The sequence below is a fragment of the Nonomuraea salmonea genome, assembly GCF_042428605.1.
GTDB classification, from domain to species: domain Bacteria; phylum Actinomycetota; class Actinomycetes; order Streptosporangiales; family Streptosporangiaceae; genus Nonomuraea; species Nonomuraea salmonea.
This window is the reverse complement of record NZ_JBHMCF010000003.1, coordinates 301,346-327,223: the sequence shown is the minus strand read 5'-3', so window position 1 is coordinate 327,223 and position 25,878 is coordinate 301,346. Positions and strand designations below refer to the sequence as shown.

Annotated in this window: 25 protein-coding genes and 1 pseudogene; 12 read left to right on the top strand and 14 right to left on the bottom strand. The window is 70.3% G+C overall.

Features of this window, described 5'->3' with window-relative positions; genetic code table 11:
• The first annotated feature begins 31 nt into the window (after positions 1-31).
• Both ACFFR3_RS02755 and ACFFR3_RS02750 read left to right on the top strand, forming a co-directional pair.
• Entirely contained in the window at positions 32-802 is a 771-nt protein-coding gene (locus tag ACFFR3_RS02755; protein ID WP_355411898.1) for a PP2C family protein-serine/threonine phosphatase, read from the top strand.
• Positions 803-983: 181 nt separating this feature from the next.
• On the top strand, positions 984-1,889 hold the full coding sequence (locus tag ACFFR3_RS02750) for a CHAP domain-containing protein (RefSeq protein WP_345397378.1): 906 nt from the start codon (positions 984-986) through the stop codon (positions 1,887-1,889).
• Here ACFFR3_RS02750 and ACFFR3_RS02745 read toward each other — a convergent pair.
• On the bottom strand, positions 1,886-2,935 hold the full coding sequence (locus ACFFR3_RS02745; RefSeq protein ID WP_345397381.1) for a glucose 1-dehydrogenase: 1,050 nt from the start codon (positions 2,933-2,935) through the stop codon (positions 1,886-1,888). The genes ACFFR3_RS02750 and ACFFR3_RS02745 overlap by 4 nt on opposite strands.
• A gap of 103 nt (positions 2,936-3,038) precedes the next feature.
• Between ACFFR3_RS02745 and icmF the strand changes: the two genes are divergently transcribed.
• Both icmF and tpx read left to right on the top strand, forming a co-directional pair.
• Positions 3,039-6,272, top strand: coding sequence for a fused isobutyryl-CoA mutase/GTPase IcmF (icmF, locus tag ACFFR3_RS02740; RefSeq protein ID WP_379482530.1), 3,234 nt, complete (start codon positions 3,039-3,041; stop codon positions 6,270-6,272).
• 92 nt (positions 6,273-6,364) lie between these two features.
• A complete protein-coding gene (gene tpx / locus ACFFR3_RS02735) occupies positions 6,365-6,865 on the top strand; it encodes a thiol peroxidase (protein ID WP_345397384.1) in 501 nt (166 codons plus the stop codon).
• A gap of 4 nt (positions 6,866-6,869) precedes the next feature.
• Here the strand turns inward: tpx and ACFFR3_RS02730 are convergent, their stop codons facing one another.
• Complete coding sequence (locus ACFFR3_RS02730) at positions 6,870-7,775, bottom strand: TIGR03619 family F420-dependent LLM class oxidoreductase (protein WP_345397387.1); 906 nt, start codon at positions 7,773-7,775, stop codon at positions 6,870-6,872.
• Between the two features lie 3 nt (positions 7,776-7,778).
• The gene (locus tag ACFFR3_RS02725) at positions 7,779-8,603 is read right to left on the bottom strand and encodes an SAM-dependent methyltransferase (RefSeq protein ID WP_364378956.1); all 825 of its coding nucleotides are present in this window, start codon (positions 8,601-8,603) and stop codon (positions 7,779-7,781) included.
• A gap of 80 nt (positions 8,604-8,683) precedes the next feature.
• Here ACFFR3_RS02725 and ACFFR3_RS02720 point away from each other — a divergent pair, with 80 nt between their 5' ends.
• Positions 8,684-9,430, top strand: a complete 747-nt coding sequence (locus ACFFR3_RS02720) for a helical backbone metal receptor (protein WP_364378953.1) — start codon at positions 8,684-8,686, stop codon at positions 9,428-9,430.
• Here ACFFR3_RS02720 and ACFFR3_RS02715 read toward each other — a convergent pair.
• From ACFFR3_RS02715 to ACFFR3_RS02695, 5 genes are read right to left on the bottom strand one after another with little or no spacing between them, the layout of a single operon-like run.
• Positions 9,423-10,583 (bottom strand): ROK family transcriptional regulator, encoded by a 1,161-nt coding sequence (locus tag ACFFR3_RS02715; protein ID WP_345397396.1) that lies wholly within the window; start codon positions 10,581-10,583, stop codon positions 9,423-9,425. The two genes, ACFFR3_RS02720 and ACFFR3_RS02715, sit on opposite strands and share 8 nt — an antisense overlap.
• Positions 10,584-10,588: 5 nt before the next feature.
• Positions 10,589-11,434 (bottom strand): carbohydrate ABC transporter permease, encoded by an 846-nt coding sequence (locus ACFFR3_RS02710; RefSeq protein ID WP_364378950.1) that lies wholly within the window; start codon positions 11,432-11,434, stop codon positions 10,589-10,591.
• Positions 11,421-12,389, bottom strand: coding sequence for a carbohydrate ABC transporter permease (locus tag ACFFR3_RS02705; protein WP_345397405.1), 969 nt, complete (start codon positions 12,387-12,389; stop codon positions 11,421-11,423). The genes ACFFR3_RS02710 and ACFFR3_RS02705 overlap by 14 nt, the downstream gene beginning before the upstream one ends.
• On the bottom strand, positions 12,386-13,756 hold the full coding sequence (locus ACFFR3_RS02700; protein ID WP_345397409.1) for an ABC transporter substrate-binding protein: 1,371 nt from the start codon (positions 13,754-13,756) through the stop codon (positions 12,386-12,388). Before ACFFR3_RS02700 ends, ACFFR3_RS02705 begins: the two co-directional genes overlap by 4 nt.
• A 32-nt stretch (positions 13,757-13,788) precedes the next feature.
• On the bottom strand, positions 13,789-14,676 hold the full coding sequence (locus ACFFR3_RS02695; protein WP_345397412.1) for a sugar phosphate isomerase/epimerase family protein: 888 nt from the start codon (positions 14,674-14,676) through the stop codon (positions 13,789-13,791).
• Positions 14,677-14,789: 113 nt separating this feature from the next.
• On the opposite strand from ACFFR3_RS02695, the gene ACFFR3_RS02690 reads away from it, so the two are divergent.
• The 3 genes and pseudogenes from ACFFR3_RS02690 to ACFFR3_RS02680 form a co-directional block, all read left to right on the top strand.
• Positions 14,790-15,818: a zinc-dependent alcohol dehydrogenase gene (locus ACFFR3_RS02690; RefSeq protein WP_345397415.1), complete on the top strand. Its 1,029-nt coding sequence runs from the start codon at positions 14,790-14,792 to the stop codon at positions 15,816-15,818.
• A 2-nt stretch (positions 15,819-15,820) separates the two neighbouring features.
• Complete coding sequence (locus ACFFR3_RS02685) at positions 15,821-16,606, top strand: sugar phosphate isomerase/epimerase family protein (RefSeq protein ID WP_379482529.1); 786 nt, start codon at positions 15,821-15,823, stop codon at positions 16,604-16,606.
• Positions 16,537-17,781: pseudogene (locus tag ACFFR3_RS02680) on the top strand (MGH1-like glycoside hydrolase domain-containing protein); the annotation flags it as partial. The gene ACFFR3_RS02685 and the pseudogene ACFFR3_RS02680, both read left to right, overlap by 70 nt.
• A 9-nt stretch (positions 17,782-17,790) precedes the next feature.
• Here the strand turns inward: ACFFR3_RS02680 and ACFFR3_RS02675 are convergent.
• Positions 17,791-18,897 carry a zinc-binding dehydrogenase gene (locus ACFFR3_RS02675; RefSeq protein ID WP_379482528.1) on the bottom strand — a complete coding sequence of 369 codons (1,107 nt, stop codon included), beginning with the start codon at positions 18,895-18,897 and terminating at the stop codon, positions 17,791-17,793.
• Positions 18,887-19,831, bottom strand: a complete 945-nt coding sequence (locus ACFFR3_RS02670) for a Gfo/Idh/MocA family protein (RefSeq protein ID WP_364378939.1) — start codon at positions 19,829-19,831, stop codon at positions 18,887-18,889. Before ACFFR3_RS02670 ends, ACFFR3_RS02675 begins: the two co-directional genes overlap by 11 nt.
• 107 nt (positions 19,832-19,938) lie before the next feature.
• Between ACFFR3_RS02670 and ACFFR3_RS02665 the strand changes: the two genes are divergently transcribed.
• Together ACFFR3_RS02665 and ACFFR3_RS02660 are read left to right on the top strand one after the other, a co-directional pair.
• Positions 19,939-20,913 carry a glucosyl-3-phosphoglycerate synthase gene (locus ACFFR3_RS02665; RefSeq protein WP_379482527.1) on the top strand — a complete coding sequence of 325 codons (975 nt, stop codon included), beginning with the start codon at positions 19,939-19,941 and terminating at the stop codon, positions 20,911-20,913.
• Positions 20,910-22,028: a glycosyltransferase gene (locus tag ACFFR3_RS02660; RefSeq protein ID WP_379482526.1), complete on the top strand. Its 1,119-nt coding sequence runs from the start codon at positions 20,910-20,912 to the stop codon at positions 22,026-22,028. The genes ACFFR3_RS02665 and ACFFR3_RS02660 overlap by 4 nt, the downstream gene beginning before the upstream one ends.
• On the opposite strand, the gene ACFFR3_RS02655 is transcribed toward ACFFR3_RS02660, so the two are convergent.
• Positions 22,025-22,804: a universal stress protein gene (locus ACFFR3_RS02655; protein WP_379482525.1), complete on the bottom strand. Its 780-nt coding sequence runs from the start codon at positions 22,802-22,804 to the stop codon at positions 22,025-22,027. The genes ACFFR3_RS02660 and ACFFR3_RS02655 overlap by 4 nt on opposite strands.
• A 139-nt stretch (positions 22,805-22,943) precedes the next feature.
• Between ACFFR3_RS02655 and ACFFR3_RS02650 the strand changes: the two genes are divergently transcribed.
• Together ACFFR3_RS02650 and ACFFR3_RS02645 are read left to right on the top strand one after the other, a co-directional pair.
• On the top strand, positions 22,944-23,201 hold the full coding sequence (locus ACFFR3_RS02650; protein ID WP_345397446.1) for a hypothetical protein: 258 nt from the start codon (positions 22,944-22,946) through the stop codon (positions 23,199-23,201).
• A gap of 83 nt (positions 23,202-23,284) precedes the next feature.
• Entirely contained in the window at positions 23,285-23,896 is a 612-nt protein-coding gene (locus tag ACFFR3_RS02645) for a phosphatase PAP2 family protein (RefSeq protein WP_364378929.1), read from the top strand.
• On the opposite strand, the gene pip is transcribed toward ACFFR3_RS02645, so the two are convergent.
• The 3 genes from pip to mscL are packed head-to-tail and all read right to left on the bottom strand — an operon-like array spanning position 23,827 to position 25,867.
• The gene (gene pip / locus ACFFR3_RS02640) at positions 23,827-24,792 is read right to left on the bottom strand and encodes a prolyl aminopeptidase (RefSeq protein WP_345397452.1); all 966 of its coding nucleotides are present in this window, start codon (positions 24,790-24,792) and stop codon (positions 23,827-23,829) included. The two genes, ACFFR3_RS02645 and pip, sit on opposite strands and share 70 nt — an antisense overlap.
• A 40-nt stretch (positions 24,793-24,832) precedes the next feature.
• Entirely contained in the window at positions 24,833-25,408 is a 576-nt protein-coding gene (locus ACFFR3_RS02635) for a hypothetical protein (RefSeq protein WP_345397455.1), read from the bottom strand.
• A 39-nt stretch (positions 25,409-25,447) separates the two neighbouring features.
• The gene (mscL, locus tag ACFFR3_RS02630) at positions 25,448-25,867 is read right to left on the bottom strand and encodes a large conductance mechanosensitive channel protein MscL (protein WP_364378920.1); all 420 of its coding nucleotides are present in this window, start codon (positions 25,865-25,867) and stop codon (positions 25,448-25,450) included.
• Positions 25,868-25,878 lie beyond the last annotated feature (11 nt).

The following is a 25,878-nucleotide window of genomic DNA, read 5'->3' as shown; positions in this document are numbered from 1 at the left end:
AAGTCTTTCAACCAATGATTTACTGCAGGGTATGAAGCACAACATCCGCTATGCCGCCGGATCAGATGTGGGCCGCCGCAGGGAGCAGAACGAGGATTCTGGCTACGCGAGCGGCCGGTTGCTCGTGGTGGCTGACGGGATGGGTGGACACGCGGCCGGCGAGCTGGCGAGCTCGGCGGCGATCGCCGTCATGCGCGAGCTGGATGCCACGCTTCCCGAGACGGGCGCCGACCTCGAGGCAGCCCTGGAGGGCGCCGTGCACGAGGCGGCACGCAGGCTGGTCGAGCTGGCCGACATCGACCCCGCTCGCAGGGGGATGGGGACCACGGTGACCGCCATGCTCTGGGACGGCTACCGCTTCGCCCTGGCTCATCTCGGTGACTCCCGCGGATATCTGCTTCGCGATGGCGCTCTCTACCAGATGACCAAGGATCACACACTTGTGCAGTCGATGGTGGACGAAGGGCGCATCACGGAGGACCAGGCCGCCGTGCACCCCCGGCGGTCGATGGTGCTGCGCGTGCTGGGCAGCGAGGGACGGGCGGAGCCCGACATGGCGCTGCGCGAAGCCGAGCCTGATGACCGCTACCTCCTCTGCTCCGACGGGCTCACGACCGTGCTCGGGCCCGAGGTCCTGCACGAGGTGCTGACCAATGTGGCAGACCCGGCGGCGGCCGTCCAGCGGCTCATCGACCTCGCCAACGAGGGCGGCTCGCCCGACAACGTCACCGTGATCGTGGCCGACGTCGTGGCGCCGGGCGCGGGGGACGTGACCGTCTACCGTGTGGGCGCCGGCTCCTAAATCACGTAGTAGCCCGTCTCATCAGCATCAGCAGTAACACAACCGAAATTTCGGCTCATAGGGTGACACTTTCGAGGTGACCCGCGCGCATTCTCGATGGCGCTACTACAGTCCATCGTGATTCGCCGGTTTTCTTGGAGGAGTCACGCTGGACCCGATCGCCGACAAGCTGCTGAAGACGGTGCGACAGGAACTCGGATACAAGGAGAAGAGCGGCCAGTTCACCAAGTTCGGCCAGTGGTACGCCGATCGTGTCCAGGACACCCAATACCGCGACGCGCCGTGGTGCGACATGTTCCTCGCCTGGGCCGCGGACAAGGCCGGCGTCTCCGACTACGTCGGGGAGTTCGCCTGGACGCCCTCTCACGCGGCCTGGTTCATCCAGAAGGACGCGTGGAGCCAGCGTCCTGAGCCGGGCGCGCTGGTCTTCTTCGACTGGCGCGGCGGCAAGAGCTACAAGGGCATCGACCACGTCGGCGTCGTCGAGCGGGTGGCCGGCAAGAAGATCCACACCATCGAGGCGAACGTCGATCGCGTCTGGCTCAAACGCAAGACCAGAGAGACCGACAAGGTCGTGGGCTACGGCATCCCGCGCCTGGTCAAGGCCAAGGCCGACGAGGAGGAGATCCGCTCGACCGAGCAGCCCTTCGTCTCGCCGCCGCGGACGCAGACCGGGCACGGCTCGCCCTTCGACATCTTAGGCACGCCGCCCGCGTTACTGGCCGTGATGGTGCTGACGACGATCATCCTCTCGCTGCGCGTCACCCGCCGCCGCGGCACGCATCGCCGCCTCGTGTGGCCGTGGCTCGGCCGCCGCCCTTCCAGCGCCCCTGACATCCAGCGCGTCCCGTCTCCCAGGAACCCGTTCGCGGGCGAGGGAGCCGCCAAGGGCGCCGAGCGCAAGCCCGCCAGGCCGCAACCCAGGCCCGCTCCTTCCCAGCCCGCACCTTCCAAGCCCGCCCGGCCCCAGCCCGCCAAGGCGCAGGGCGCGGCGCCCGCGCGTCCCGCGCGTCCGCGGGTGCCCGCCGGTTCCGGTTCCGCCGCCGAGCACGCCCCGAGGCGGCGCAGGCCGTACGACGAGGGCTAGGCCGTCAGGTCGATCACCGCCTTGACGTCCTTGGCCGGCTCGAACGCCTCCAGCGCCCGCGTCAGCGGCACCCGCCGGGTGATGAGCCGCTCCAGCCACCCCCGGTCGGCCCGCGCCAGCGCCTCGGCCGCCGCGCGGAAGTGCCGCAGGTTCGCGTTGACCGTTCCGAAGACCACGTCGTTCTCCAGCACGATGTCCCGGTTGATGACGCCCGCGTCCACGCGGTGCGCGCGCCCGCCGGGAGCCAGCCCGCACAGGCACACGATGCCCACCGCCGCGGTGGTCGTGAGCGAGTCGATGACGAGCTGCCCCGCGCCCGTGCACTCGATGATGATGTCCGGCTTGGCCTGCTGGAAGTCCTCCAGCGTCGAGGACGAATGGTAGATGCCTCCCAGCTCCTCCACGAGGCTCGACTTGAGCCCCGGCGGTGACCGGTCGAGCACGTGCGTCTCCAGCCCGCGCTGCCGGCCGAACAGCGCCGCCAGCAGCCCGATCGGCCCGGCGCCCGTCACCAGCAGCGTGCGCGGCTCGAACCACGCCCTGGCGCCGATGCGCTCGATCTGCTCCCATGCCTTGGCGACCACGGAGGCGGGCTCCACCAGCACGCCGAGGGTGTCCAGCGCGGGATCGACGCGGACGGCGTAGGCGGCCTCGATCGTCCACCGCTCGCTGCCGAAGCCGTCCAGCTCCTTGATGCCCCGCTCGGTGTAGCGGCCGTTGCGGCACATGTCGAACTCGCCGCGCCGGCACGCGCCGCACGGCTCGGGGTCGGGCCGGCGGACGACGCCCACCACCAGGTCACCGGGCGAGAACGCGGAGCCGTCGGGGGCCCGCAGCACCCGGCCGAGCGACTCGTGCCCGATGATCAGTCGCTCCTCGCCAGGTGGCGGCCAGCCGTAGTCGCCCTGCTCCAGCTCCCTGTCGGTCCCGCAGATCCCCAGAGCGAGCCCCTGGACGAGCAGCTCGCCCTGGCGCGGCTCGGGGTCGGGCACCTCCCGCACCTCCAGCGTGCCCTTGCCGCCCGGCACGAACGTGAGCGCGCGCATCGCCTCACCTCCTCGCCACGGCCCCTACCCCGGAGTCCCTTGGGAAATAGTAGGACGTCCTAGTATCTTCGTAAGTGAAGCCTCCACGAAGGAGTGATCAGGCGTGCACGTCCCGGTACACCCCGTCCGCTTCGTGACCGCCGCGGCCCTGTTCGACGGGCACGACGCGGCGATCAACATCATGCGGCGCATCCTCCAGTCCCAGGGAGCCGAGGTCATCCATCTCGGGCACAACCGCTCGGTCGACGAGATCGTCACGGCCGCCATCCAGGAGGACGTCCAGGGCGTGGCGATCAGCTCCTACCAGGGCGGGCACGTCGAGTTCTTCAGCTACCTGGTCGACCTGCTGCGCGAGCGCGGTGCGGGCCACGTCAAGGTGTACGGCGGCGGCGGAGGCGTGATCGTCCCCGAGGAGATCGAGCTGCTGCACTCGCGCGGCGTCGCGCGCATCTTCTCGCCCGAGGACGGCCAGCGCTACGGCCTGCCCGGCATGATCAACCAGCTCGTCCAGGAGTGCGACGTCGAGCTGGGCGACCCGCCCCCCGCCGAGGCCGTGCTTGCCGGTGACCAGGCGGCGCTGGCCCGCGCGATCACCCTCATCGAGGGCGGCAGAGCCCCCGCCGACCTGCTGGACGGCTTGAAGAACGCCACCGACCGGCGCGCGCCCGTCCTCGGCATCACCGGTACGGGCGGCTCGGGCAAGTCCTCGCTCACCGACGAGCTGGTCAGACGCTTCCGCGTGGACCACGACGACAAGCTGCGCATCGCCGTCATCGCCATCGACCCCACCCGCAGGCGCGGCGGCGGCGCGCTGCTCGGCGACCGCATCAGGATGAACAGCCTGAGCCCGCAGACCTACTTCCGCTCCCTGGCCACCAGGGGCGCGCCCAACGAGGTGCCCGCCTGCCTCGACGACGTCATCGCCGCCTGCCGGGCCGCCGGCTACGACCTGGTGATCGTCGAGACGCCCGGCATCGGCCAGGGCGACGCGGGCATCGTGCCGCACGTGGACGTGCCGATCTACGTCATGACGCCCGAGTTCGGCGCGGCCTCGCAGCTGGAGAAGATCGACATGCTCGACTTCGCCGAGGCCGTGGTGATCAACAAGTACGAGCGGCGCGGCGCCGAGGACGCCCTGCGCGACGTGCGCCGCCAGCTCGTACGCAACCGCGAGGCGTTCGGCGTCGCACCCGAGGACATGCCGGTCTTCGGCACCATCGCCGCCCGCTACAACGACAGCGGCGTCACCGCCCTCTACCACCACCTCAAGCCGCTGCTGTTCACCGGCACGACGGGTCCTGGGCTGCTGGCGCCGGTCGAGGGGCGGACGTCGAAGGTGTCGGCGGCCATCGTGCCGCCCGCGAGGGCCCGCTACCTGGCCGAGATCGCCGAGACCGTGCGCGGCTACCACGCCGAGACGCTGGCCCAGGCGGAGGTGGCCAGGCGCAGGCAGCAACTGGCCGCCGTACGCGACCTGCTGGGGGAGGGCCCGAGGGAGGGCACAGGGGAGGGCACGGAGCCGGCGCGGCTCGCCGAGCTGACCGAGCAGGCCGAGCGGGAGCTGAGCGACGAGAGCCGCGCGCTGCTCGACGCCTGGCCCGCGCTCAAGGAGCGCTACCGCGCCGACGAGCTGGTGGTGAGGATCCGCGACCGCGAGATCCGCACGCCGCTGTGGCGCGAGACGCTCTCCGGCAACCGCATCCCCAGGGTCGCGCTGCCCCGCTACACCGACCACGGCGACCTGCTGCGGTTCCTGCGGAGCGAGAACCTGCCCGGCATGTTCCCGTTCACCGCCGGGGTGTTCCCGTTCAAGCGTGACGACGAGGATCCGACGAGGATGTTCGCCGGCGAGGGCGACCCGTTCCGCACCAACAGGCGCTTCAAGCTGCTCTCGGAGGGCCAGCCCGCGACCCGGCTGTCCACCGCGTTCGACTCCGTCACCCTGTACGGCCACGACCCCGACCCCAGGCCCGACATCTACGGCAAGGTCGGCACCTCCGGCGTCTCCATCGCCACGCTCGACGACATGAAGGTCCTCTACGACGGCTTCGACCTGGCGGCGCCCAACACGTCGGTGTCGATGACGATCAACGGGCCCGCCCCGACGATCCTGGCCTTCTACCTCAACGCCGCCGTCGACCAGGCGAGGGACCGTTTCCGCGCCGAGCACGGCCGCGACCCCGGCGAGCAGGAGGACCGCGAGCTGTGCGCCCGCACGCTGGCCACCGTCAGGGGCACCGTGCAGGCCGACATCCTCAAGGAGGACCAGGGGCAGAACACCTGCATCTTCTCCACCGAGTTCTCGCTGCGGATGATGGCCGACATCCAGGAGTGGTTCATCCAGCACGGGGTCAGGAACTTCTACTCGGTCTCCATCTCCGGCTACCACATCGCCGAGGCGGGGGCCAACCCGATCAGCCAGCTCGCGTTCACGCTGGCCAACGGGTTCACGTACGTGGAGGCGTACCTGGCCAGGGGCATGAAGGTGGACGACTTCGCGCCCAACCTGTCGTTCTTCTTCTCCAACGGCATGGACCCCGAGTACAGCGTGCTCGGCCGGGTGGCCCGCCGCATCTGGGCGGTCGCCATGCGCGAGCGCTACGGCGCGGGGGAGCGCTCGCAGAAGCTGAAGTACCACATCCAGACCTCTGGGCGCTCGCTGCACGCCCAGGAGATGCACTTCAACGACATCCGCACCACGCTGCAGGCGCTCATCGCCATTTACGACAACTGCAACAGCCTGCACACCAACGCCTACGACGAGGCCGTCACCACGCCCTCGGCCGACTCGGTGCGCCGGGCCATGGCCATCCAGCTCATCATCAACCGCGAGTGGGGCCTGGCCAAGAACGAGAACCCGCTGCAGGGCGCGTTCATCATCGAGGAGCTGACCGACCTGGTCGAGGAGGCGGTGCTGGCCGAGTTCGAGCGGCTGTCGGACCGCGGCGGCGTGCTCGGCGCGATGGAGACCGGCTACCAGCGCGGCCGCATCCAGGACGAGTCGATGCTGTACGAGACGCGCAAGCACGACGGCTCGCTGCCCATCATCGGGGTCAACACCTTCCGCAACCCCGCGCACTCCGACGACGCCGACCCGCACAAGCTGGAGCTCGCGAGGGGCACGGAGGAGGAGAAGCAGTCGCAGCTCGACCGGCTGCGCGCCTTCCACGAGCGGCACCGCTCCGAGGCGTCCGCCCAGCTCGCCCGGCTGCGCGAGGCCGCCATGTCCGACGGGAACGCCTTCGAGGTGCTGATGGAGGCGGCCAGGCACTGCTCGCTCGGCCAGATCACCGACGCCCTGTTCGAGGCCGGCGGACAGTACCGGCGCAACGTCTGAGCACGACCCGGTGGGCCGGGGCGGCGGGCCGGCGTCGATAGGATCGCGCTGCTGGGCAAGATCAGGGGACCATCGTCATCAGGAGGCTTTTCATGTCCGACGTCACGTTCAAGGGCAACCCCATCACCGTCGCCGGCACCTTCCCCAAGGCCGGCGACACCGCTCCCGCGTTCCGGCTGGTGGGCAGCGACCTCGCCGAGCGCACGCTCGACGACTTCGGCCAGAAGACCAAGGTGCTCAACATCTTCCCGAGCCTCGACACCGGCGTGTGCGCCGCCTCGGTGCGCCGCTTCAACGAGATCGCCGGTGAGCACCCCGATGTGGCCGTGCTCTGCATCTCGGCCGACCTGCCCTTCGCGCAGGGCCGCTTCTGCGGCGCCGAGGGCCTGGAGAACGTCACCACGCTGTCGATGATGCGCGGCCGCGAGTTCCTCGCCGACTACGGCGTGGCGCAGGAGTCGGGCCCGCTGGCCGGGCTCGCCGCCCGCGCGGTGGTCGTGCTCGACGGCGACAACAAGGTCGTCTACTCGCAGCTGGTGCCGGAGATCACCCAGGAGCCCGACTACGACGCCGCCCTCGCGGCCCTCAAGTAAGCGGTCAGCCGAGGCGGGCGGTCAGCTCGTCCTGGAAGGACGCGGCGAGGTCGAGCAGGTGGCGGTCGTCGGTGGCGGTGTGCTGGAGGTCGAGGATCAGCTCGTGCGCCCCGGCCTCCACCGCCTCGGCGAGGTAGGCGCTGATCTCGGCGACGGTGCCGCTCCTCGGCGGCCGGCCGTCGCCGGTGACGATCGGGTTGGCGCGCAGGATCATGCGCAGCGCGCCGGGGTCGCGCCCGGCCTCTTCCGCGGCCCGGCAGACGGTCTGCCACATCGCCGTCAGCATGGGGATGGGCAGCGTGGCCGTCAGCCAGCCGTCGCCACGCCGACCGATGCGGCGCAGCGCGGGCTCGGCGAAACCCGCGAGGTAGAGCGGCGGCCGTCGGGCCGGCTTGGGCTCGATGTGGCTGGGCGGGATCGTCCACAGCTCGTGCTCGAACGAGACGGGGTCGGTGGTCCAGATGGCCTCGAGCGCGTCGAGCGTGGCGTCGTAGCGCCGGGCCCGGTCCTGCCACGGCAAACCGGCGGCGGTGTATTCGTCGGACGACCAGCCGAGCCCGAGGCCCGCGTCGAGCCGGCCGCCGCTGAGGTGGTCGATGGTGGTGAGCGAGCGGGCCAGCACGGCGGGGGCGTACCAGCAGGCGTTGAGTGCGCTGGTGCCGAGGCGTACGGACGTGGTGACGGACGCGGCGACCGACAGCACCGCGAACGGGTCGAGGAAGACCCGGTGGGCCTCGGGGATGGAGCCGTCGCCGCCGGGGTAGCGGTCCTTCGGCCGCAGCGGGGTCAGCAGCCGGTCACCGGCCCACAGGCTGTGGAAGCCCATCTTCTCGGCCGCCCGCGCCACCTCCAGCACGCTGGCGAGCGAGGCGAACCTGCCGTACTGCGGGACGGCCAGCCCGACGCGCATGGCTCAGCCCTTCCTGCCGACGCCGCACAGGATGAGCGAGGAGGCGGGGTCGTCGACGAAGTCGATGACGTCGGCCTGCTCGGGCCGCCACTCGGGCAGCCACACCAGCCCGGGGTCGATGAGCGTGAACCCTTCGAACAGCTCGCGGACGCGCTCTCTGCCGCGCAGCGTGAGCGGGGCGCTGGCGCTCTGGTAGACCTGGGTGCCGCGATCGACGGCGGCGGCCCTGGCGTCGCTGGTGCCGTGGGACAGCACGAGGTAGCTGCCGGGCGCGAGCGCGTCGCGCAGGGTGGCGAGAATCTCGTCGGGCCGCTCGGCCTCGGTGATGAAGTGCAGGATCGCGACCAGCAGCAGCCCCACGGGCTTGCTGAAGTCGATGGTCCGCGTCACCTCGGGATGGGCGAGGATGGCCGCGGGGTCGCGCACGTCGGCCTCGATCACGGTGGTGTCGCCGCCCTGGTCGGCCAGCAGCGCCCTGGCGTGCACCAGCACCACGGGGTCGCGGTCGACGTAGACCACCTTGGCGTCGGGCACGACCTTCTTGGCCACCTCGTGCACGTTGCCCTGGGTGGGCAGCCCGGTGCCGATGTCGAGGAACTGCGTGATGCCGGTCTCGGCCAGGTGACGCACCGCGCGGCCCAGGAAGGCGCGATTGGCCCTGGCGGCGGCCCGCAGCTCGGGGGCGACCTTCAGGATCTGCTCGGCCGCCTCGCGATCGGCGGGGAAGTGGTCCTTCCCGCCGAGGTAGTAGTCGTAGAGCCGGGCCACGCTGGGGGTGTTGGGGTCGAAACCGAGTGACTCCTGCTCCAACCGTCTTCTCCCGATCATCGAGGTAACGATCTTTGCCTGGAGTCTACGGCCCGGCGCCGACAAAAGAGATCATCGAGCCGTCGATCTAGGCTGTCAATGTGGATGACACCGGGACGACCGTAAAGATTCCCGGCGAGGTGCGGCGGATCGTGTCGCTGGTGCCGTCGCTGACCGAGTCGGTGGCGGCCACCGTGCCGCACGCGCTGGTCGGGGCCACGAAGTGGTGCTCGCATCCGGCCGATCTCGACGTGGCGAGGGTGCGCGGCACCAAGAACCCCGACCTCGGCGCGATCCTGCGGCTGCGGCCCGACGTGGTGCTCGCCAACGCCGAGGAGAACCGCCCGTCCGACATCGAGGCGCTGCGCAGGTCAGGCGTCGCCGTCTGGGTGACCAGGATCGCGACGCTGGAGGAGGCGTTCGCGTCGCTGGAGCGGATGTTCACGCACGCCTGCCGTACGGACCCGCCTGGGTGGCTGGCCGAGGCCCGCGCGGCGTGGAGCACGCCGTGGGAGGGCCCGAGGCGTACGGCGATCATCCCGATCTGGCGGCGGCCCTGGATGGTCGTGGGCCGCGACACCTTCACCGGCGACGTGCTCAGGCGCCTCGGCGTCGACAACCTGTACGCCGGCCACCCCGAGCGCTACCCCAAGATCCCGCTCGACGAGCTGGCCGGCCGCCGCCCCGACCTCGTGGTGCTGCCTGACGAGCCCTACGCCTTCAGCGCGACCGACGGCCCCGAGGCGTTCCCCGGCCTGCGCTGCGTGCTCGTCAGCGGCCGGCTGCTCACGTGGTACGGCCCTTCGCTGGCGGAAGCGGCCGGCGAGCTGCGCCGGGCGCTCAGCTGACCTTGTCGCGCCTGGCCTCGGCCAGCGCGGTGTCGACGGCGGCCGCCGACAGCACGCGCTCCATGACGATCACCGCCATGCCCACGATGCCGGCCCGGTCGCCGAGCGAGCTGGTGACGATCTCGAGGTTGCGGGTCGTGTACGGCAGGCTGCGCCGGTAGACGGTCTCCCTGATGCCGGTCAGGTAGTGCTCCCTGGTGCGCGCCATGTCGCCGGCCAGCACCAGCACGCCGGGGTTGAGCAGGCTGACCGCGGTGGCGAGGACGACGCCGAGCGTGCGCCCCGCCTCCTGCACCTTGGCGATGGCGGCGGCGTCGCCGCTCTGCACGAGCCTGACGACCTCGCGGCTGGAGGACACGCCGAGGTCGGAGGCCAGCGCGTGGCCGCTCGCCAGCGAGGCCACGCAGCCGCGCGAGCCGCAGGTGCAGACCCGGTCGTCGGTCTCGCGCAGGCGTACGTGGCCGATGTTGCCCGCCGCGTCCTCGACGCCGCGGTAGACCTGCCCGTCGAGCACGATGCCGGTGCCGATGCCGGTGGAGACCTTGACCAGGACGAGCGAGTCGGTGCCGCGCCACGACGACCACCACTCGCCGAGCGCCATCGCGTTGGCGTCGTTCTCGACCAGGATGGGCACGTCGTAGGACGCCCTGATGGCCTCGCGCACGGGATGGTCGTCCCAGCCGGGCATGAGGAACGACCTGATGACGTGCCCGGTGACGTGATCGACCGAGCCGGGCACGTCGAGCCCGATGCCGCACACGTCGGCGGCGGGCCGCCCGGCCCGGTCCAGCATGCGCTGGAACGCCTCGCGCACCCACGAGAGCACCGCGTCGGGGCCCAGCTCGATGCGCATCTCGGTGCGCTCTTCCGCCATGGAGCGGGCGGCGAGGTCGGTGAGCGCCACCCTGGCGTGGGCGGCGCCCAGGTCGGCCACCAGGATCAGCCGCCTGGCGGCGTGCACGTCGAGCACCGAGGGCGGCCGCCCGCCCCCGGACGCGCCGACGCCGGACTCGTGGATGTATCCGGCGGCGATCAGCCGGTCGACCCGCTCGGTGATGGTCGAGCGGGACAGGCCGGTGTGCTCGATGAGCTCTTTACGGGTACGGCAGGAGCCATGGCGGATGAGCTGGAGGATCTGCCCTGCCGTCAGCATGGGGTCTATCCCTTCTCCGCTCCTGCGGTGAGGCCCTCCGTCAGCAGTCGCTCACTGGCGAAGAACACGATCACGATGGGCAGCGTGAGCACCACCGACCCTGCCATCAGGACCGTCGTCGGAATCTCGATGCTCCCCGCGAGCTGCGAGAGCCCCAGGGACACCGTCCAGCTCTCCCGCCGTTCCACGAGGAAGAGCAGGGCGAACAGGAACTCGTTCCACGCGATCATGAACGCGTAGAGGCCGGTGGCCATCAGGGCGGGTTTGGAGAGCGGCAGCACCACCCGCCAGATGGTCGACAACCTCGTGCACCCGTCGATCGCGGCCGCTTCCTCCACGCTTTGCGGCACGGTCTCGAAGTAGTTGCGGAGCATGTATACCGTGACCGGCACCGTCTGCGCGATATAGACGAGGATCAGGCCCACAAGAGATCCGCGCAGGCCGATCATGGTGAACAGCACGAACAGGGGGATGGCCAGCACGATCGCCGGGAACAGGTACACCGCGAGGAAGAGGAAGTGCACCTGGCGGCGGCCGAAGAAGCGCAGTCTGGCCACCGCGTACGCGCCCGGGATCGAGATCAGCAGCGTCACCGCCACCGACGCGACCGCGATGATCGCGCTGTTCCTGAGGAAGGTCAGGAAGCCCTGCCTGGTCAGCACGTTCACGTACGTGTCGAGGGTGAACGCCGACGGCCACAGCGAGCCTGGGTCGAGGATGAGCTCCTGGATGTCGCGTACGGACAGCATCACCATGTAGAGGAACGGGAACGCGGTGATCAGGAAGAGGAACGCGATCACCAGCGGCCTGAGGACCCTGAACAGGCCCCGCTCGAACCTATCCCTGCTCACGCTCGCCTCCCGCGAAGAACCTGAGGTAGATCGCCAGGAAGACGACCAGGAAGACGGCCAGCACGATCGCCTGGGCGGCGGCCGCCCCGATGTCGTCGCGCGAGGTCAGGAAGTTGTAGACGCGCACGCTGACCACCTCCGTGCCGGCGCCGCCGCCGGTCAGCAGGTAGACGTCGTCGAACTTGGTGAAGGTGAAGACGAAGCGCAGCACCGACAGCAGCGCGATGATGCGCCACAGCTGCGGCATGATCACGTAGCGGAAGCGCTGGGTGGGCGTGGCGCCGTCCACCACGGCGGCCTCGTCCAGCTCTTTTGGCAGCGCCTGCAGCCGGGCCAGGATGAACAGGAACGCGAACGGGAAGTACCGCCACGCCTCGAACGCGATCACGGTGAGCAGCGCGACCGGCACCTGCACGCCGAGGATCTCGCCCTTGGCCTGGGTGAGGAACGCGATCGGCTCGTCCAGCCAGGTGTTGACGATGCCGTACTGCGGGTTGAGCATCGTCTCCCACAGGAACGCCACAGCCACCACCGGGGCCACGTACGGGATCAGGATCGAGGCCCTGACCAGCGTGCGGCCCTTGAACCTGTCGCGCAGCGCGAGCGCCGTCACCAGCCCGATCGCGATCGACAGCGCCGTCCCCGCGACGGTGTAGACGAGCGTGTTGACCAGCGACGACCAGAAGCCGGGCTCGGAGATCACGTACGTGAAGTTCTCCAGCGTGTAGTGCCCGAAGACGCCCACCCGCCTGATGTTGATCAGCCGCGCGTCCTGGAACGCCAGCATGATCGCCCACAGCAGCGGCAGCACCACCACGACCAGCGTGATGATCAGCGTCGGCGAGATGAGCACGAGCCCGGCGCGGCCCTCTTGCTGCCGCAGCGTGCCCATGCGCCGCCGGCGGGGCGGGGAGCCGGCCGGTGTGCGCGGCTCCCCTGTGCCGGTGGCGGTCACTGCCTGATCCCGCGCTTGATGCTCTCGACGTCGGCCTTGGCCTGCGCGGCGGCGGCCTGCGGGGTCAGCGACCCGTCCACGACCATGCTGAGCGCCTTGGGCACGGGCAGCTCGCCCATCGTGGCGCCGACCAGCTTGCCCTGGCCCTGCGGGATGCCCCAGCGGGCGAAGGTGTCGGGGCTCTTGCGCAGCGCGTCGAGCACGTCGGCGGGGTAGACGTCGGCGAGCGGCTTCTTGGTGTCGACGCCGGCGGGCAGCGCGTCCCACTTCGCCTCGAAGCCCTTGCGGGTCGGGAACTTGCCCTCGGGCGCCATCCCGATCCAGCGCTCGTAGCCCTCGTTCATCATGTACGACACGAATGTGCTGGCCGGGTCCTTGGCGGCGTCGCGGGTGATCACCCAGGAGACGATCTCGCCGTACTGGGCGGGCGCGGCGCCGTCAGGGCCCTTGAGCGCGGTGACCACACCGGTGTTCCCGGCCAGCCACTCGGGGTTCTCGCGGCACTGCGCGCAGCTCGGCAGCGCGTCCTTACGCAGCCCGGCCAGCTCGTCGAGGATGAACGACGACCAGATCGTCATGGCCGCCTTGCCTGAGAAGTAGGTGGCCCTGGTCGAGTCGACGTCCTGCTTGCCCTTGACGGACAGGTTCTTGGCCAGGTTCGCGTAGAACTCGAACGCCTTGACGCACTGCGGCGAGTCCAGTGTGACGTTGCCCGAGCCGTCCACGAGCTGGCAGCCGTTGGCCTGGGCGATGTGCTCGAAGCTCTGCGCGGTGAAGGAGTCCTTCGGCGCGATGGCGAGCGTGATGCCGGCGACGCCGCCGGTGTTGAGCTTGGTGGCGGCCTCCTGCAGCGCCTCGTACGTGTCCGGCGGGCGCAGCCCGGCCTTGTCGAACAGGTCCTTGCGGTAGAGGATCAGCTGTGCCCATCCGTCGCTGGGCACCGCGAGCAGCGTCCCGCCCGAGCTGTCGAGCTCCAGAGCGCGCGGCGAGAACGTGTCGCGGCCGAGCCCGTCGACGATCTTCCCCGGCGTCTCGGTGTCGAGCAGGTCGTTGGCCTCCAGCTCGCGGACGGCCGACAGCGGCAGCGCCCCGATCACGTCGGGCAGGTCGTCGGCCGCCGCCGCGGCCGTGATGGTCTGGCTGAACTGGTCCTCGGCCACGCCGACCAGCTTCACCTTGATCCCGGTCTTCTGGGTGAACTCGGTGACGATCGCGTTCTGCACGGCCATCCGGTCCTCGAGGTTCTCCTCGGTCCAGACCGTGATCTCGTTGTTCGCTGACTGCTCGCCACCGTCGTCGCCGCAGGCCGCCAGCGAGACGGCGGCCAGCAGGGCGACGGAGAGGACGGCGGTTACCTTCGTCGGCATGGCACGCTCCTCCGATTGGGGATACGCCGCACTTACCCCTGCACGAGATGGCGCAACGTGCGGTAGGCGATACCGAGACCGGTCCGTACCCTCTCCGTGCTTCCGCTCCACACCGGGTCCTCGTGCTCGACGGAGACCACCCCGTCGTAGCCGCCCTCGTACAGCGTGTCGATCACCCGCGTCCAGTCCACCTGGCCGAGCCCCGGCACGCGGAAGCGGTACCAGCCCTTCTCGCCGCTGATCGGGCCGTAGAAGCCGTGCCGGTCGATCGCGCCGGGCAGGATCTGGGTGTCCTTGGCCTGCACGTGCGCGACGTTCGAGATGTACGGCCGGAGCGCGGCCACCGGGTCGATGCCGAGCGCCACCAGGTGGGACGGGTCGTAGTTGAGCTTGAGCCCGAGCGTGAACATCCACTCCCACAGCTCGGGGGAGTAGGCGAGGTTGCCGGGATAGCCGTCGGGGTGCCAGCTCTTCATCACGCAGTTCTCGATGACCAGCTCGACCCCGCGGGCGGTGGCGTACTCGACGAGCGGGCCGAAGACGTCCTCGGCGCGCTTGAGGTTGTCGCGGACCGGCAGCCCCGGGTCGCGGCCGATGAACGTGCCGACCGTCGGGCAGCCGAGCGCGGCGGCGGCGTCCACGCAGCGCATCACGTGCGCGTTCACCTGCGGTCCTTGCTCAGGGTGAAGATTGTTCTCGTAATAGGCGATCGAGGAAAGCGTCAGTCCGGTCTCCGTGAAGATTCGCCGGACTCGGGCGTTTTCTGCCTCGTCGAAACAATCTACCTTGATGTGATTTCGGTCATCCGGAGCCGGCCAACCCGCGACTTCGAGAGCCTCGTAGCCCTGGTTCGCGGCCCACCGGGCAATGTCGGTAAGGTCGCTTTCCGGAAGACACGCTGTCAGAAACCCCAATTTCATCAGTCACCTCCGACAGAAGTCGTAGACTTAAGCGTGTTACGAACGCCACTACTGCGTACCAAGAATCACTAAATCTTTGACTTCTGTTTGATCATTAAGCGTAAGTGTGGAGAATGCGCGTCATCACCTTCGAAGAGCCAGGCCATGTCCGCGTCGGCCTGGAGTCGCCCGCCGATCTCGTCCCGGGCACAGTGCGCGTACGCACTCTCTATTCAGGAGTCTCAGCGGGCACCGAACTCACCGCCTACCGCGGCACCAATCCGTACCTCAATCGCAGATGGGACACCGAGCGCCGGCTCTTCGTCGAGGGGCAGACGCATGCCTACCCGCTGGCCGGGTGGGGCTACCAGGAGGTCGGCGAGGTCATCGAGGCCGCGCCCGACGTGGCCGACCCGCCGCTCGGCAGCCTGGTCTGGGGCATCTGGGGTCACCGCGCCGAGGCGGTCGTCCCGGCCGCCAAGCTGGAGGGCCACGTGCTGCCGCCCGGCGCCGACCCGCTGACCGGTGTCTTCGCCCGCGTGGGCGCCATCGCGCTCAACGCCGTGCACGCCGCCGACGTGCACCTCGGTGACCAGATCGCCGTCTTCGGCCAGGGCGTCATCGGGCTGCTCGCCACCCGGATGGCCGTGCTCAGCGGCGCCCGCGTGGTCGCCGCCGACGCCATCGCCGACCGGCTGGAGCTGGCCAGGCGCTTCGGCGCCGCCGAGACCTTCGACATCGCCTCGGGCTCGGTGGCCGAGTTCATGCGCAAGCGCGTCGAGGGCGCCGACGGCGTCATCGAGCTGAGCGGCAGCAACGCCGGCCTGCACGAGGCGATCAGGACCGTGCGCAGGGGCGGCCGGGTGGTCGCCGCCGGGTTCTACCAGGGCGACGGCGTCGGCCTGCGGCTCGGCGAGGAGTTCCACCACAACCAGGTCCAGCTCGTCTCCTCGCAGATCGGCGGCGTCGCCTCGTGGCTGGCGCACCGCTGGGACGTCGAGCGGCTGCAGCGCACGTTCATGGAGCTCGTGCACCGCGGCGAGGTCGACGCGCGCGCTCTCATCAGCCACGTCGTGCCCGTCGACCGGGCCCCTGAAGCCTTCGACCTGCTCGACAAGCACCAGTCCGAGGTGCTTCAGCTCGTCTTCGAATTCAAGGAGTGACAGTGAAGCTCGCCGTACAGGAGCAGCTGCTGCCTGGCCGCAGCCTGCAGGAGAAGTTCGCCTTCGCACTCGACGCCGGCTTCGACGCCATCGAGCTTCGCGGCAAGGGCGATTTCCACTTCGCGGGCCGGCTCACGGAGCTCAAGCGCGCGCGGGCCGACGGCGTCGTCATGCCGACGGTCTGCGTGGACATGCCCCACTTCATCGGCGACTTCGACCCGGCCAAACGCAAGGACGCGATCCAGCAGCTCCGATCGCAGCTCACCGTGATCGGCGAGCTCGGCGGCATCGGCGTCATGACCCCCGCCTCCTGGGGTCAGTTCTCCCGCCGGCTGCCCCCGTTCGAGCCGCCGCGCAGCCCGGAGGAGGACCGCGAGGTGCTGGCCGAGGCGCTCGGCATCCTCGGCGAGCACGCCCACCGCAACGGGGTGCTGATCATGCTGGAGCCTCTCAACCGGTACGAGAACCACATGGTCAACACGCTGGCCGAGGCCGTCTCGTACTGCTCGATGGACTCCATCAGGATCGTCGGCGACACCTACCACATGAACATCGAGGAGGACGACCCCTGCCGCGCCCTCATCGCGGCGGCCCCCTACCTCGCCCACATGCAGATCAGCGAGTCCAACAGACACCAGCCCGGCACCGGCCACCTCGACTGGGGCGCCCAGCTCGCCACCCTCGACGCCGTGGGCTACGACGGCTATCTCGCCCTCGAATGCCGCCTGCGCGGCGAGCCCGAGATCGTCCTCCCCCAGACCGCCGCCTTCGTCAGGAAATATCTATGATCCTTCGCGACGCCGTGCGCGTTCTGGTGAGCAACTGGGACGGCAGCTACACGGTCCCCTCCCGTCGCCTCTACCCCCACCAGTGGAGCTGGGACTCCGCCTTCGTGGCGATCGGCAACGCCCGCCTGTCGCCGCGAAGGGCCAGGTCGGAGTTGCTGACCCTGTTCGGTGCGCAGTGGAGCGACGGCCGGGTGCCGCACATCGTGTTCAATCCCGAGGTGGCCGAGGGCGCCTACTTCCCCGGGCCGGCCTTCTGGGCCGCGCGGGCGCCGTCGGGCGTGCGCACCTCCGGCATCGTCCAGCCGCCCGTGCACGCGCTGGCCGCGTGGAAGACGTACCTCGCCGAGCCCGATCTCGGGTTCCTCGACCGCGTCTACCCCCGGCTGGTGGCGCAGCAGGAGTTCCTGCGGGCCCAGCGGCGCTCGCCCGAAGGGCTGATCGCGATCGTGCACCCCTGGGAGTCGGGCATGGACAACAGCCCCGCCTGGGACGTGCCGCTGGCCGCGGTCGAGGCGGCGCCCGGCGGGTTCGTCCGCAGGGATCTGCAGAGCGTCAGTGCCGACGAGCGGCCCACCGACCGCGACTACCAGCTCTACATCGCGCTGGCCGAGGCCTACCGCGAGTCCGGCTACACCGCGCCGGGCGCGTTCCAGGTCGAGGATCCGCTGTTCAACGCCGCGTACGGGCTGGCCGAGTCGACGCTGGCGGACATCGCGCGGACGCTCGGGCTCGACCCCGAGCCGCACGAGCGCGAGGCGGCGGCCGTCACCCGAGCCATGGTCGAGCACCTGTGGGACGGCGCGCTCTTCCAGGCCCGCGACGTGCGCACCGGCAAGCCGACCGAGTCCGCGAGCGCGGCCGGGCTGACCCCGCTCGTGCTGCCGGGGCTGCCGGACGAGGTGGCCGACACGCTGGTCAGGACCGCGCTCGACCGGTTCGGGCTCAAGGAGCTGCCGCTGCCCAGCTACGCCATCGACGCCGCGGAGTTCGACCCCGCCCGCTACTGGCGCGGCCCGAGCTGGATCAACGTCGGCTGGCTGGTCTGGCACGGGCTCAAGGACCGCCGGCCCGACCTCGCCGCCGACCTCGCCGACTCCATGCGGCGCGCGGTGTGCAGGTCGGGCTTTCGTGAGTATTTCGACCCGGTCAGCCTGCGCGGCCACGGCTCGCGCGACTTCAGCTGGTCAGCCGCCCTCATCCTCGACCTCGTCGCAGAGTACGGCCTGAACGCACTGCAGCCGTCCGGCCGCGAGCTCTGTCATGAGACGTGGCGCTTCGCCGAATCCGACCAGATCGGTGACCACGTGCCGGCGTAGTGCCGGGCCGTGCCGCCGCAGCAGCGCGATGGTCTCGTGCGACAGGCGCTCCCTGTCCCAGGCGTGCGCGAGACCGCGCGGCACCCGGCCGATCTGGGCGCAGCGCACGGTGAGCCCGTTGTGGTGGAACTCCTCCCCGAGCCGCACCTCGGGGGCGCCGCCGGTGTAGAAGGCCAGGTCGATCAGCGTGCCCTGGGGGCGCAGCAGGCGCAGGCCGAGCGCCAGCGCCCTGGCCTGGCCGCGGCACTGGAAGACGACGTCGGCGCCGCGGTCGTTGGGCCCGTGCCGCCAGCGCCGCTTGAGCTCCACCGCCGGGTCCTGCGCGGCGTCCATGGTGCCGGCGCCCAGCGCGGCGGCGATCTCCAGCCGGGACGGCGTCTCGTCCACCACCACGACCTCGGCCGCTCCCGCGTACATCGCGAAGCAGGCCGTCAGCAGCCCCACCACGCCGGCGCCGACCACCGCGACCCGCCGGCCGCGCACGCCGTCGCCCAGGTCGCGCACCGCCGGGCCGTGCAGGTCATGGGCGGCGTGCAGCAGGCCGTTGGCGCAGATCGGGCCCATGTGGGCGACGTAGATGCCGAGCAGCGGGTCGAGGTCGTCGGGCAGCTCCACGAAGCGGTCGGTCATCGGGTCGGCCACGTACGCCGTGCGGTGCCCGTACGCCATCGCCACCAGCGCGCCCTCGCGCACGGCCCGCGTCCGCGTCTCGACCACCAGCCCCACCTGCATGTAGCCGATGCCGCGCACAGGGTACGCCACCGACGGCGCGCCGTCGAGGAACAGCCCGAGCGCCGGGTCCCAGCTCGCGCCGAGGTAGGGGTTGGTGCCCTTGACGTAGGTCAGCTCGGTGCCGGCCGAGACGCCGCTGTGAGCGGTGGCGACCATGAACCCGCCGTCGGGCAGGTCGGGCAGCTTCTCCTCGACCAGGCACACCTCCCCAGGCGCCTCGATGCTGAGGGTCTCACTGGTCATCGAGCATCACCGGCCTCTGCTCGGCTGCGGATCGGGCGAGTGCCAGCGCCAGGCGGTGGGTCCGCAGCGCCTCCCCGTACGGTACGCGCACGTCGGCCGCCTTGCCCTGCACCGCGTTGATGAACTCGCGATCCACCCGCGTCTTCGCCCGCCCGTCGTCCTCGATGGCGCGGTGCCCGTCCACGAGCAGCCGGGTCTCGCTCAGCTCCAGCGCGATCCCGTCGGCGCACACCTCCAGCCCCACCCGGTGCTTGCGGGTGAGCAGGCAGGAGGTGGCGAGCAGCCCGGCCGCGCCGCCGGAGAAGCGCAGCACGGCGGAGGTGGCCCGGTCGATCTCGCCGTCCACGGGGGTCCCGCCGGGCACCGCGTGCACCATGGACACCTCGCCCACCAGCACCCGCGCCAGGTCCAGCACGTGCACGGCCTGCTCGACGATCTGGCCGCCCGACCTGCTGGGGTCGAGCCACCAGGCGACCGGCGGCACCTTGTCCAGCCAGTGGCCGAGCGCGAGGTGGACGGGACGGCCGGCGAGCAGGTCATGCGCCTGTCGGACAATGTCTAGATATCGCCAGTGATGTCCGACTGCTGAGGGCAGAGATCTCCGTTCGATTTCGGATGCGATGTTTTCTGCGGTCTGGAGGTCAAGAGACAGTGGCTTTTCCACGAAAATCGGGAGATTACACGACAGAACGTCCTGTTCCGGGTTACCGTGCGCGAAAGGAGGCACACAGACGTAGACAGCGTCCAAGCCGCCGGCGCTGAGCAGGTCGGCGTGGCCGCCATAGGCGGGGGAGTCGTGCTTCGAGGCCAGAGCCTCGGCCCTGTGGGGATCGGTGTCGGCGATCCCGGCGATGGTCACATCGGGGAAGCCGGACAGGACATCTGCATGGCGAGCGGCGACATTTCCGGCACCTATGATGCCGACACGGGTCATTGGGGACACAACCCGGCATATGCCACTTGTGGGCTTAATCAAACAAACATGTTCAAGCGCCTATAGATCGGGCAGAGGTCGGGACCTCTATAGATCGGGGCTGATACATGGAAAAAGATCTGCGAGCCTTGGCCAGAGTCCGTGAATGGTACGGACCGCATTCGAGTACGGCGGCCGAATGGCCGGTCGACGCCCTGCTGATGGCCAAGGGGAACACCACGGTGAGCGTGGTGCTGCCCGCCCGCGACGAGGAGAGCACGGTGGGCGGCATCGTCACCGCCATCCGCCGCCACCTCGTCGAGCGCGTGCCGCTCGTCGACGAGATCCTCGTCGTCGACTCCAACTCCACCGACGCGACCGCCCAGCGCGCACGCGAGGCGGGCGCCCGCGTCGTCGCACAGAACGAGGTGCTGCCCCACCTCGAACCGCTCACCGGCAAGGGCGAGGCCCTGTGGAAGGGGCTCGCCGCCTCGAAGGGCGACATCGTCGTGTACATCGACGCGGACCTGCGCAGCTTCGGCCCCCACTACGTGTCGGGCTTAGTCGGCCCGTTGCTGGTCGACGCCCACACGCACTTCGTCAAGGCGACGTACGAGCGGCCCTACACCGGGGCCGACGGGGTCGTCCAGCGCGGCGGCGGCGGGCGGGTCACCGAGCTGGTCGCGCGGCCGCTGCTCAACATGTTCTGGCCCGAGCTGGCCGGCTTCTCCCAGCCGCTCGGCGGCGAGTACGCCGCCCGGCGCGAGGTGCTGGAGCAGGTCCCTTACGTCACCGAGTACGGCGTCGAGTTCGGCCTGCTCGTCGACCTGCTGCACCTCGTCGGTCTTGACGCGATGGCCCAGGTGGACCTGGGACACCGCACCCACACCCACCAGTCGATGGCCGCGCTCGGCAGGATGGCCGGGCAGATCATGCAGACCGCCTGGTCGCGGCTGGAGCGTCAGGGCCGCGTGCTCGCCCCGGAGCCTCCGGGGCACACGCTGCTGCAGTTCGGGCTCGAAGGACAGGCGGGCCTGGTGGACGTGGCCGTGGCGGAGCGTCCCCCACTGGCCTCCCTCGTCCTGGAGGAGGATCTGGCATGAGAGTCCTGATGAACGCGGGGCCGTGGCTGGAGGTGCCGCCGGCGGGCTACGGCGGGATCGAGAACGTGGTGGCCACGCTGGTGCCCGCGCTGCGCGAGCGCGGGGTGAGCGTGGTGCTGGCCTCCGTCGGCTCCAGCACGCTGGAGGTGGACGAGCTGGTCTCCGCGTACGACGAGGGCTGCTTCAGCGAGCTGCAGAAGCCGTACAACCAGGTCATGGGCATCACCCACGCCCATCTCGCCCGGGTCGTGGCCGAGCTGCGGCGGCGCGACGACATCGACCTCGTGCACGACCACGTGGAGGTGGTCGGCCCCGCGGTGCTCTCGGCGTACGGCGGCCCGCCCGTCCTGCACACCCTGCACTGGGACCTGCGCAAGCATCCGGCCTTCTACGGCGCCTTCCCCGGCGAGATCGCGGTCAACGGCGTGTCGGAGTCGCAGCTCGCCCGCGCCCCCGGGGCGCTGCGTGCCGCCTCCCTGGGCGCGATCCACCTGGCGACCCCGCTGGCCGCCCGCGACGTGCGGGTGCCGCGCGGCGAGCACCTGGTGGTGATGGGCCGCATCTGCGGGCTCAAGGGCCAGCACGTGGCCGCCAGGATCTGCCAGAAGCTGGGCCTGCCGCTGGTGCTGGCCGGTCCGGTGAGCGCCCGCGACTCGCAGGCCGAGCTGGACATCGTCGCCCAGAACCCCTACCACCCGCTGCACAGCCATCCCGACGTCCGCTACCACCTCGACCACGTGGCCCCCTACCTCGACGGCGAGGTCGTGAAGTGGGTCGGGGCGGTCGGCGGCCAGGAGCGCGACGACCTGTACGGCTCCGCCCGCGCCGCCCTGTTCCCCATCCAGTGGGACGAGCCGGGCGGCACCGCCGTCGTCGAGGCCCTGGCGCTCGGGGTGCCCCCGATCGGGCTGCGCAGGGGCTGCCTGCCGGAGATCATCGACCACGGACGTACCGGCTTCCTCGCCGACAGCGAGGAGGAGCTGGCCGAGTGGGTGCTGCGGGCCGACGAGATCGACCCCGAGGAGTGCCGCCGCGAGGCGCGCCGCCGCTTCTCACCGTCGGTGATGGCCGACCGCTACCTGGAGCTGTACGAGCAGGTGATCAAGCGGCGTTAGCCGAAGCCGCGCGGCAGCACGGTGACGGGACGCGGGGACGCGCGCAGCACCTTCATGGCCAGCTCGCCGAGGAACACCCGGTGCGGCTGCGCGTCCTCGCTGGCCGCGCAGACCAGCAGCTCGCCGTCCAGCCACTCGACGTCGCCGAGCGCGGCGGCGACGTCGTGGCCCTCGGCGACCTCGGCCTCCGCCTCGATGCCGGTGCTCTCCCAGGCCAGGCGCACGGCGAGCGCGAGGTCGTCGCGGAGCCTGCCCTGGTCCTCGGTGCGCAGGTCGAACGTGAGCAGCCGCAGCGGCACGCCGAAGCGCAGCGCGGCCTGCGCCACCTGCTCGACCGCGGCGTCGCACTGGGGCCGGTGCACGTAGGCCAGCGTGAGCCTGGTCAGCTCGTCGGGCGGGACGTAGTCGGTCGGCGCCAGCATGACCGCCTCGGGTGACATGTGCAGCAGGTGGTCGGCGGTGGCGCCGATGGAGATGCGGCCGTGCTGCCCGCCACCGCCCGAGCCGACCACGATCAGATCGGCCTTGATCCGGCTGGCCAGCACCGACAGCCCGCGTCCCGTTCCCCTGCTCTCGAACGTGAGGTATTCGGCCGGCACCGGTCCCAGCTCCTCGGCCGCGTGCGCGAGGTTGGCCTGCGCCTCGACCGCCAGCCCTGGGCTGCCCGGAGGGTAGATCGTGGCGACCGTCAGCTCGCCGCCGGTGACACGGGTGATCACGGCGGCGAGGGCGAGCGCGTCCCGCCCGCCTGGGTCGTTCGCATATCCGACGATCACGTGCGCTCCGATCACGACGGCCCTCTTACCCACTCTCACCAGGGAATACGCCGCTTTGATCCGAACGTTGTCAACGTGCGGAGGCGTAAAGAACGTGAAGATCACTCTTGATACCCGTTTCCACGGGTCTCTCGGCCCCGTGACCCTTCGTGAAGCGGTTCAGCAGCTCAGGGCACGGGATCTCGCCTGTACGGTCGCCGCCGACGCCCTGGAGCAGAAGGTGACCGTCTTCGCCGACTGCGTCGAGCGCGGCTTCACCCCGCTGCGCAGCGAGATCATGGCCGCCTACTACGTCGCCGAGCGCGACGCCACCACCGAGGCGTTCGACCGCGGGCTGATCACCCGCGCCGAGCTGGAGTCGAAACAGGCCGCATTGGCGCGTCAGCTCCTGACCTGATGACTTTCCGCCTTATGGTGGAGGCGCCAGAGGCTTCCTGTTCGTAAGGTTCTGTCCATCGGACATTCATCGATTGGACAGGCGTGTACCACGACATCGTCGACTTCGCTCTCAGCACACCCGCATGGCTGCACACCGTCGCCGAGGTCGGCACGGACGCGGGGCTCTTCCTGTTCGCGCTGCTCTTCGTGGTGGCGGCGGTGCGGGCCTGGCGCGGTCCCGCGCGCGACCTGGCGCTCGTCGTCGCCGGGCCGGCCGGGATCGTGCTCGCGTACGTGCTGAGCGAGGTCGTCAAGGTGCTCGTGAAGGAGGACCGGCCGTGCCGGGGCGGGATCGCGACGATCGCCGCGTGCCCGCCCCTCGACGACTGGTCCTTCCCCAGCAACCACTCCGTGATCGCGGCCGGCGCGGCGGCCACCCTCGTGCTGTGCTGGCGTGCCCTGGCCTGGGCGGTGTTCCCGCTGGCCGCGCTCATGGCGTTCTCGCGGGTGTTCGTGGGCGTGCACTACCCGCACGACGTGGCCGGCGGCTTCCTGTTCGGCCTCGCCCTGGCGCCGCTGTTCGCGCTGCTCCTGGTGGGGGCGATCACCCCCGCCGTACGGCTGCTGCGCGCCCGCCTGCCGCGCTACTTCCCCGAGTCCGCGAACCCGTCCGTGGCGGCGATCAACCGGTCGAGGATGCCCGGCTCCGAGTAGGCGTGCCCGGCCCCCGGGATGACGTGGAACTCCGCCTCGGGCCACGCCTTGTGCAGGTCCCAGGCCGTGGCCATGGGCGTACAGAGGTCATGGCGGCCCTGGACGATCACGCCCGGGATGTGCCGGATCCGGTCCGCGTTCCTGATGAGCTGGTCGGGCTCGAACCAGCCGCCGTGGGTGAAGTAGTGGTTCTCGATCCTGGCGAACGCGACCGCCGTCTCCGCCTCGCCGAAGTGCTCGACCAGCTTGGGGTCCGGCATCAGCGTGACCGTGCCGCCCTCCCACTGCGCCCACGCGCGGGCCGCCGCCAGCCGGGCCGCGTCGTCGTCGCCCTCAAGCCGCTTCCTGAAGGCGCCGATGAGGTCGTCCCGCTCGTCCTCGGGGATCGGCGCCACGAACGTCTCCCACAGGTCGGGGAAGAGGAACGAGGTGCCCTCCTGGTAGAACCAGCGCAGCTCCTGCGGGCGCAGCGTGAAGATGCCGCGCAGGATCAGCTCGGACGTCCTGTCCGGGTGCGTCTGGGCGTACGCGAGGGCCAGCGAGCTGCCCCACGACCCGCCGAACACCTGCCACCGCTCGACGCCCAGGTGCTCGCGCAGCCGCTCCATGTCGGCGACCAGGTGCCAGGTCGTGTTCGTGCTCAGGTCGGTCGCCGGGTCCGAGGCGTGCGGGCGGCTGCGGCCGCAGTTGCGCTGGTCGAACAGCACGATCCGGTACCGCTCCGGGTCCCACTGGCGGCGGTGCCCGGCGTTGCACCCGCCGCCCGGCCCGCCGTGCAGCATGACCGCGGGCTTGCCCTCGGGGTTGCCGCAGACCTCGTAGTAGATCTGGTTGCCGTCTCCCACGTCGAGCAGGCCGGAGTCGTACGGGTCGATGGGCGGGTACAGAGTTCTCATGCGACCTGATCCTGCCGCATTCCTCCCGGCGAGTCGTCGTCTACTGAGACCAGGTGTGCCGGTTGAGGAAGGCGCGGTCGCCGGTCGCGTAGTCGTGGAAGGACTGCTGGACCTCTGACAGGTCCTCGACCATCGTGCGGATCAGCGTGCCCTCCTTGTACTCCAGCTCGTACCCCGGCGACACCTGGAGGAAGTGCCGGCCGAAGTTGACCAGGGCGACGAACGGGTTCTGCGGGGACATCGTGGCCAGGACGTCGTGCACGAGGCCCAGGTCGGGGTCGTTGACGGTCATGCCGTCTCCGGTGTGGAGCTGCATGCCCTCGTAGACCCCGAGCGGCGCCACGTTGTGCACCAGGTCGCGCTGCGGGTCGTAGCAGACCATGCCGTGCGCGCGGGCCACCGTGAACACCTGCGCGGAGACCTCGTCCATGGTGTCGAGGTCCATCGTCACCAGCACGTGGCCGGGATAGAGCGTGACCTCTCCCGGCAGCTCCTTGGCGACGTCGGGTGTGGGGCCGTCGCCGGGCTCGGTCCGCTTGACCGCCAGGTACGTCGCGCGCGCCTGGTCCCTGCTGATCGGCACCGGTTCGTCCCAGACCATCAACTCAACGCTCATCGGTCCATCTTGACGGACCCGCACCCGTGCCGTGCGTCACTACCTGGGTTTTTCCGAATCCGGCACCAGGTGGGCGGTGCAGTGGGCGCACCGGCGCGCCTCGGCGGGGATTTCCGACAGGCACTCGGGGCACTGCTTGGTGGTGGCCGCCTTGTCCCGCTCGAACAGCTTCACGAGCCGGGTCATCGGAGCCACGATCAGCCAGTAGACGACGGCCGCGATGATCAGGAAGGTGACCAGGTGGTTGAGGAAGTCGCCGTACAGGAAACGACTGCCGTTGATCGTGAAGGAGTAGTCGGCGAAGTCGGGTTGCCGGCCGCCGGTCACGGCGCCGATCAGCGGCGTGACGAGGTCGGTGACGAGGGCCTCGACGAGGCCGCTGAACGTGGCGCCGATGATGACCGCGACCGCCAGTTCGACGATGTTGCCGCGCAGTAAGAACTGTCTGAAACCGCCCATGACATCAGCAT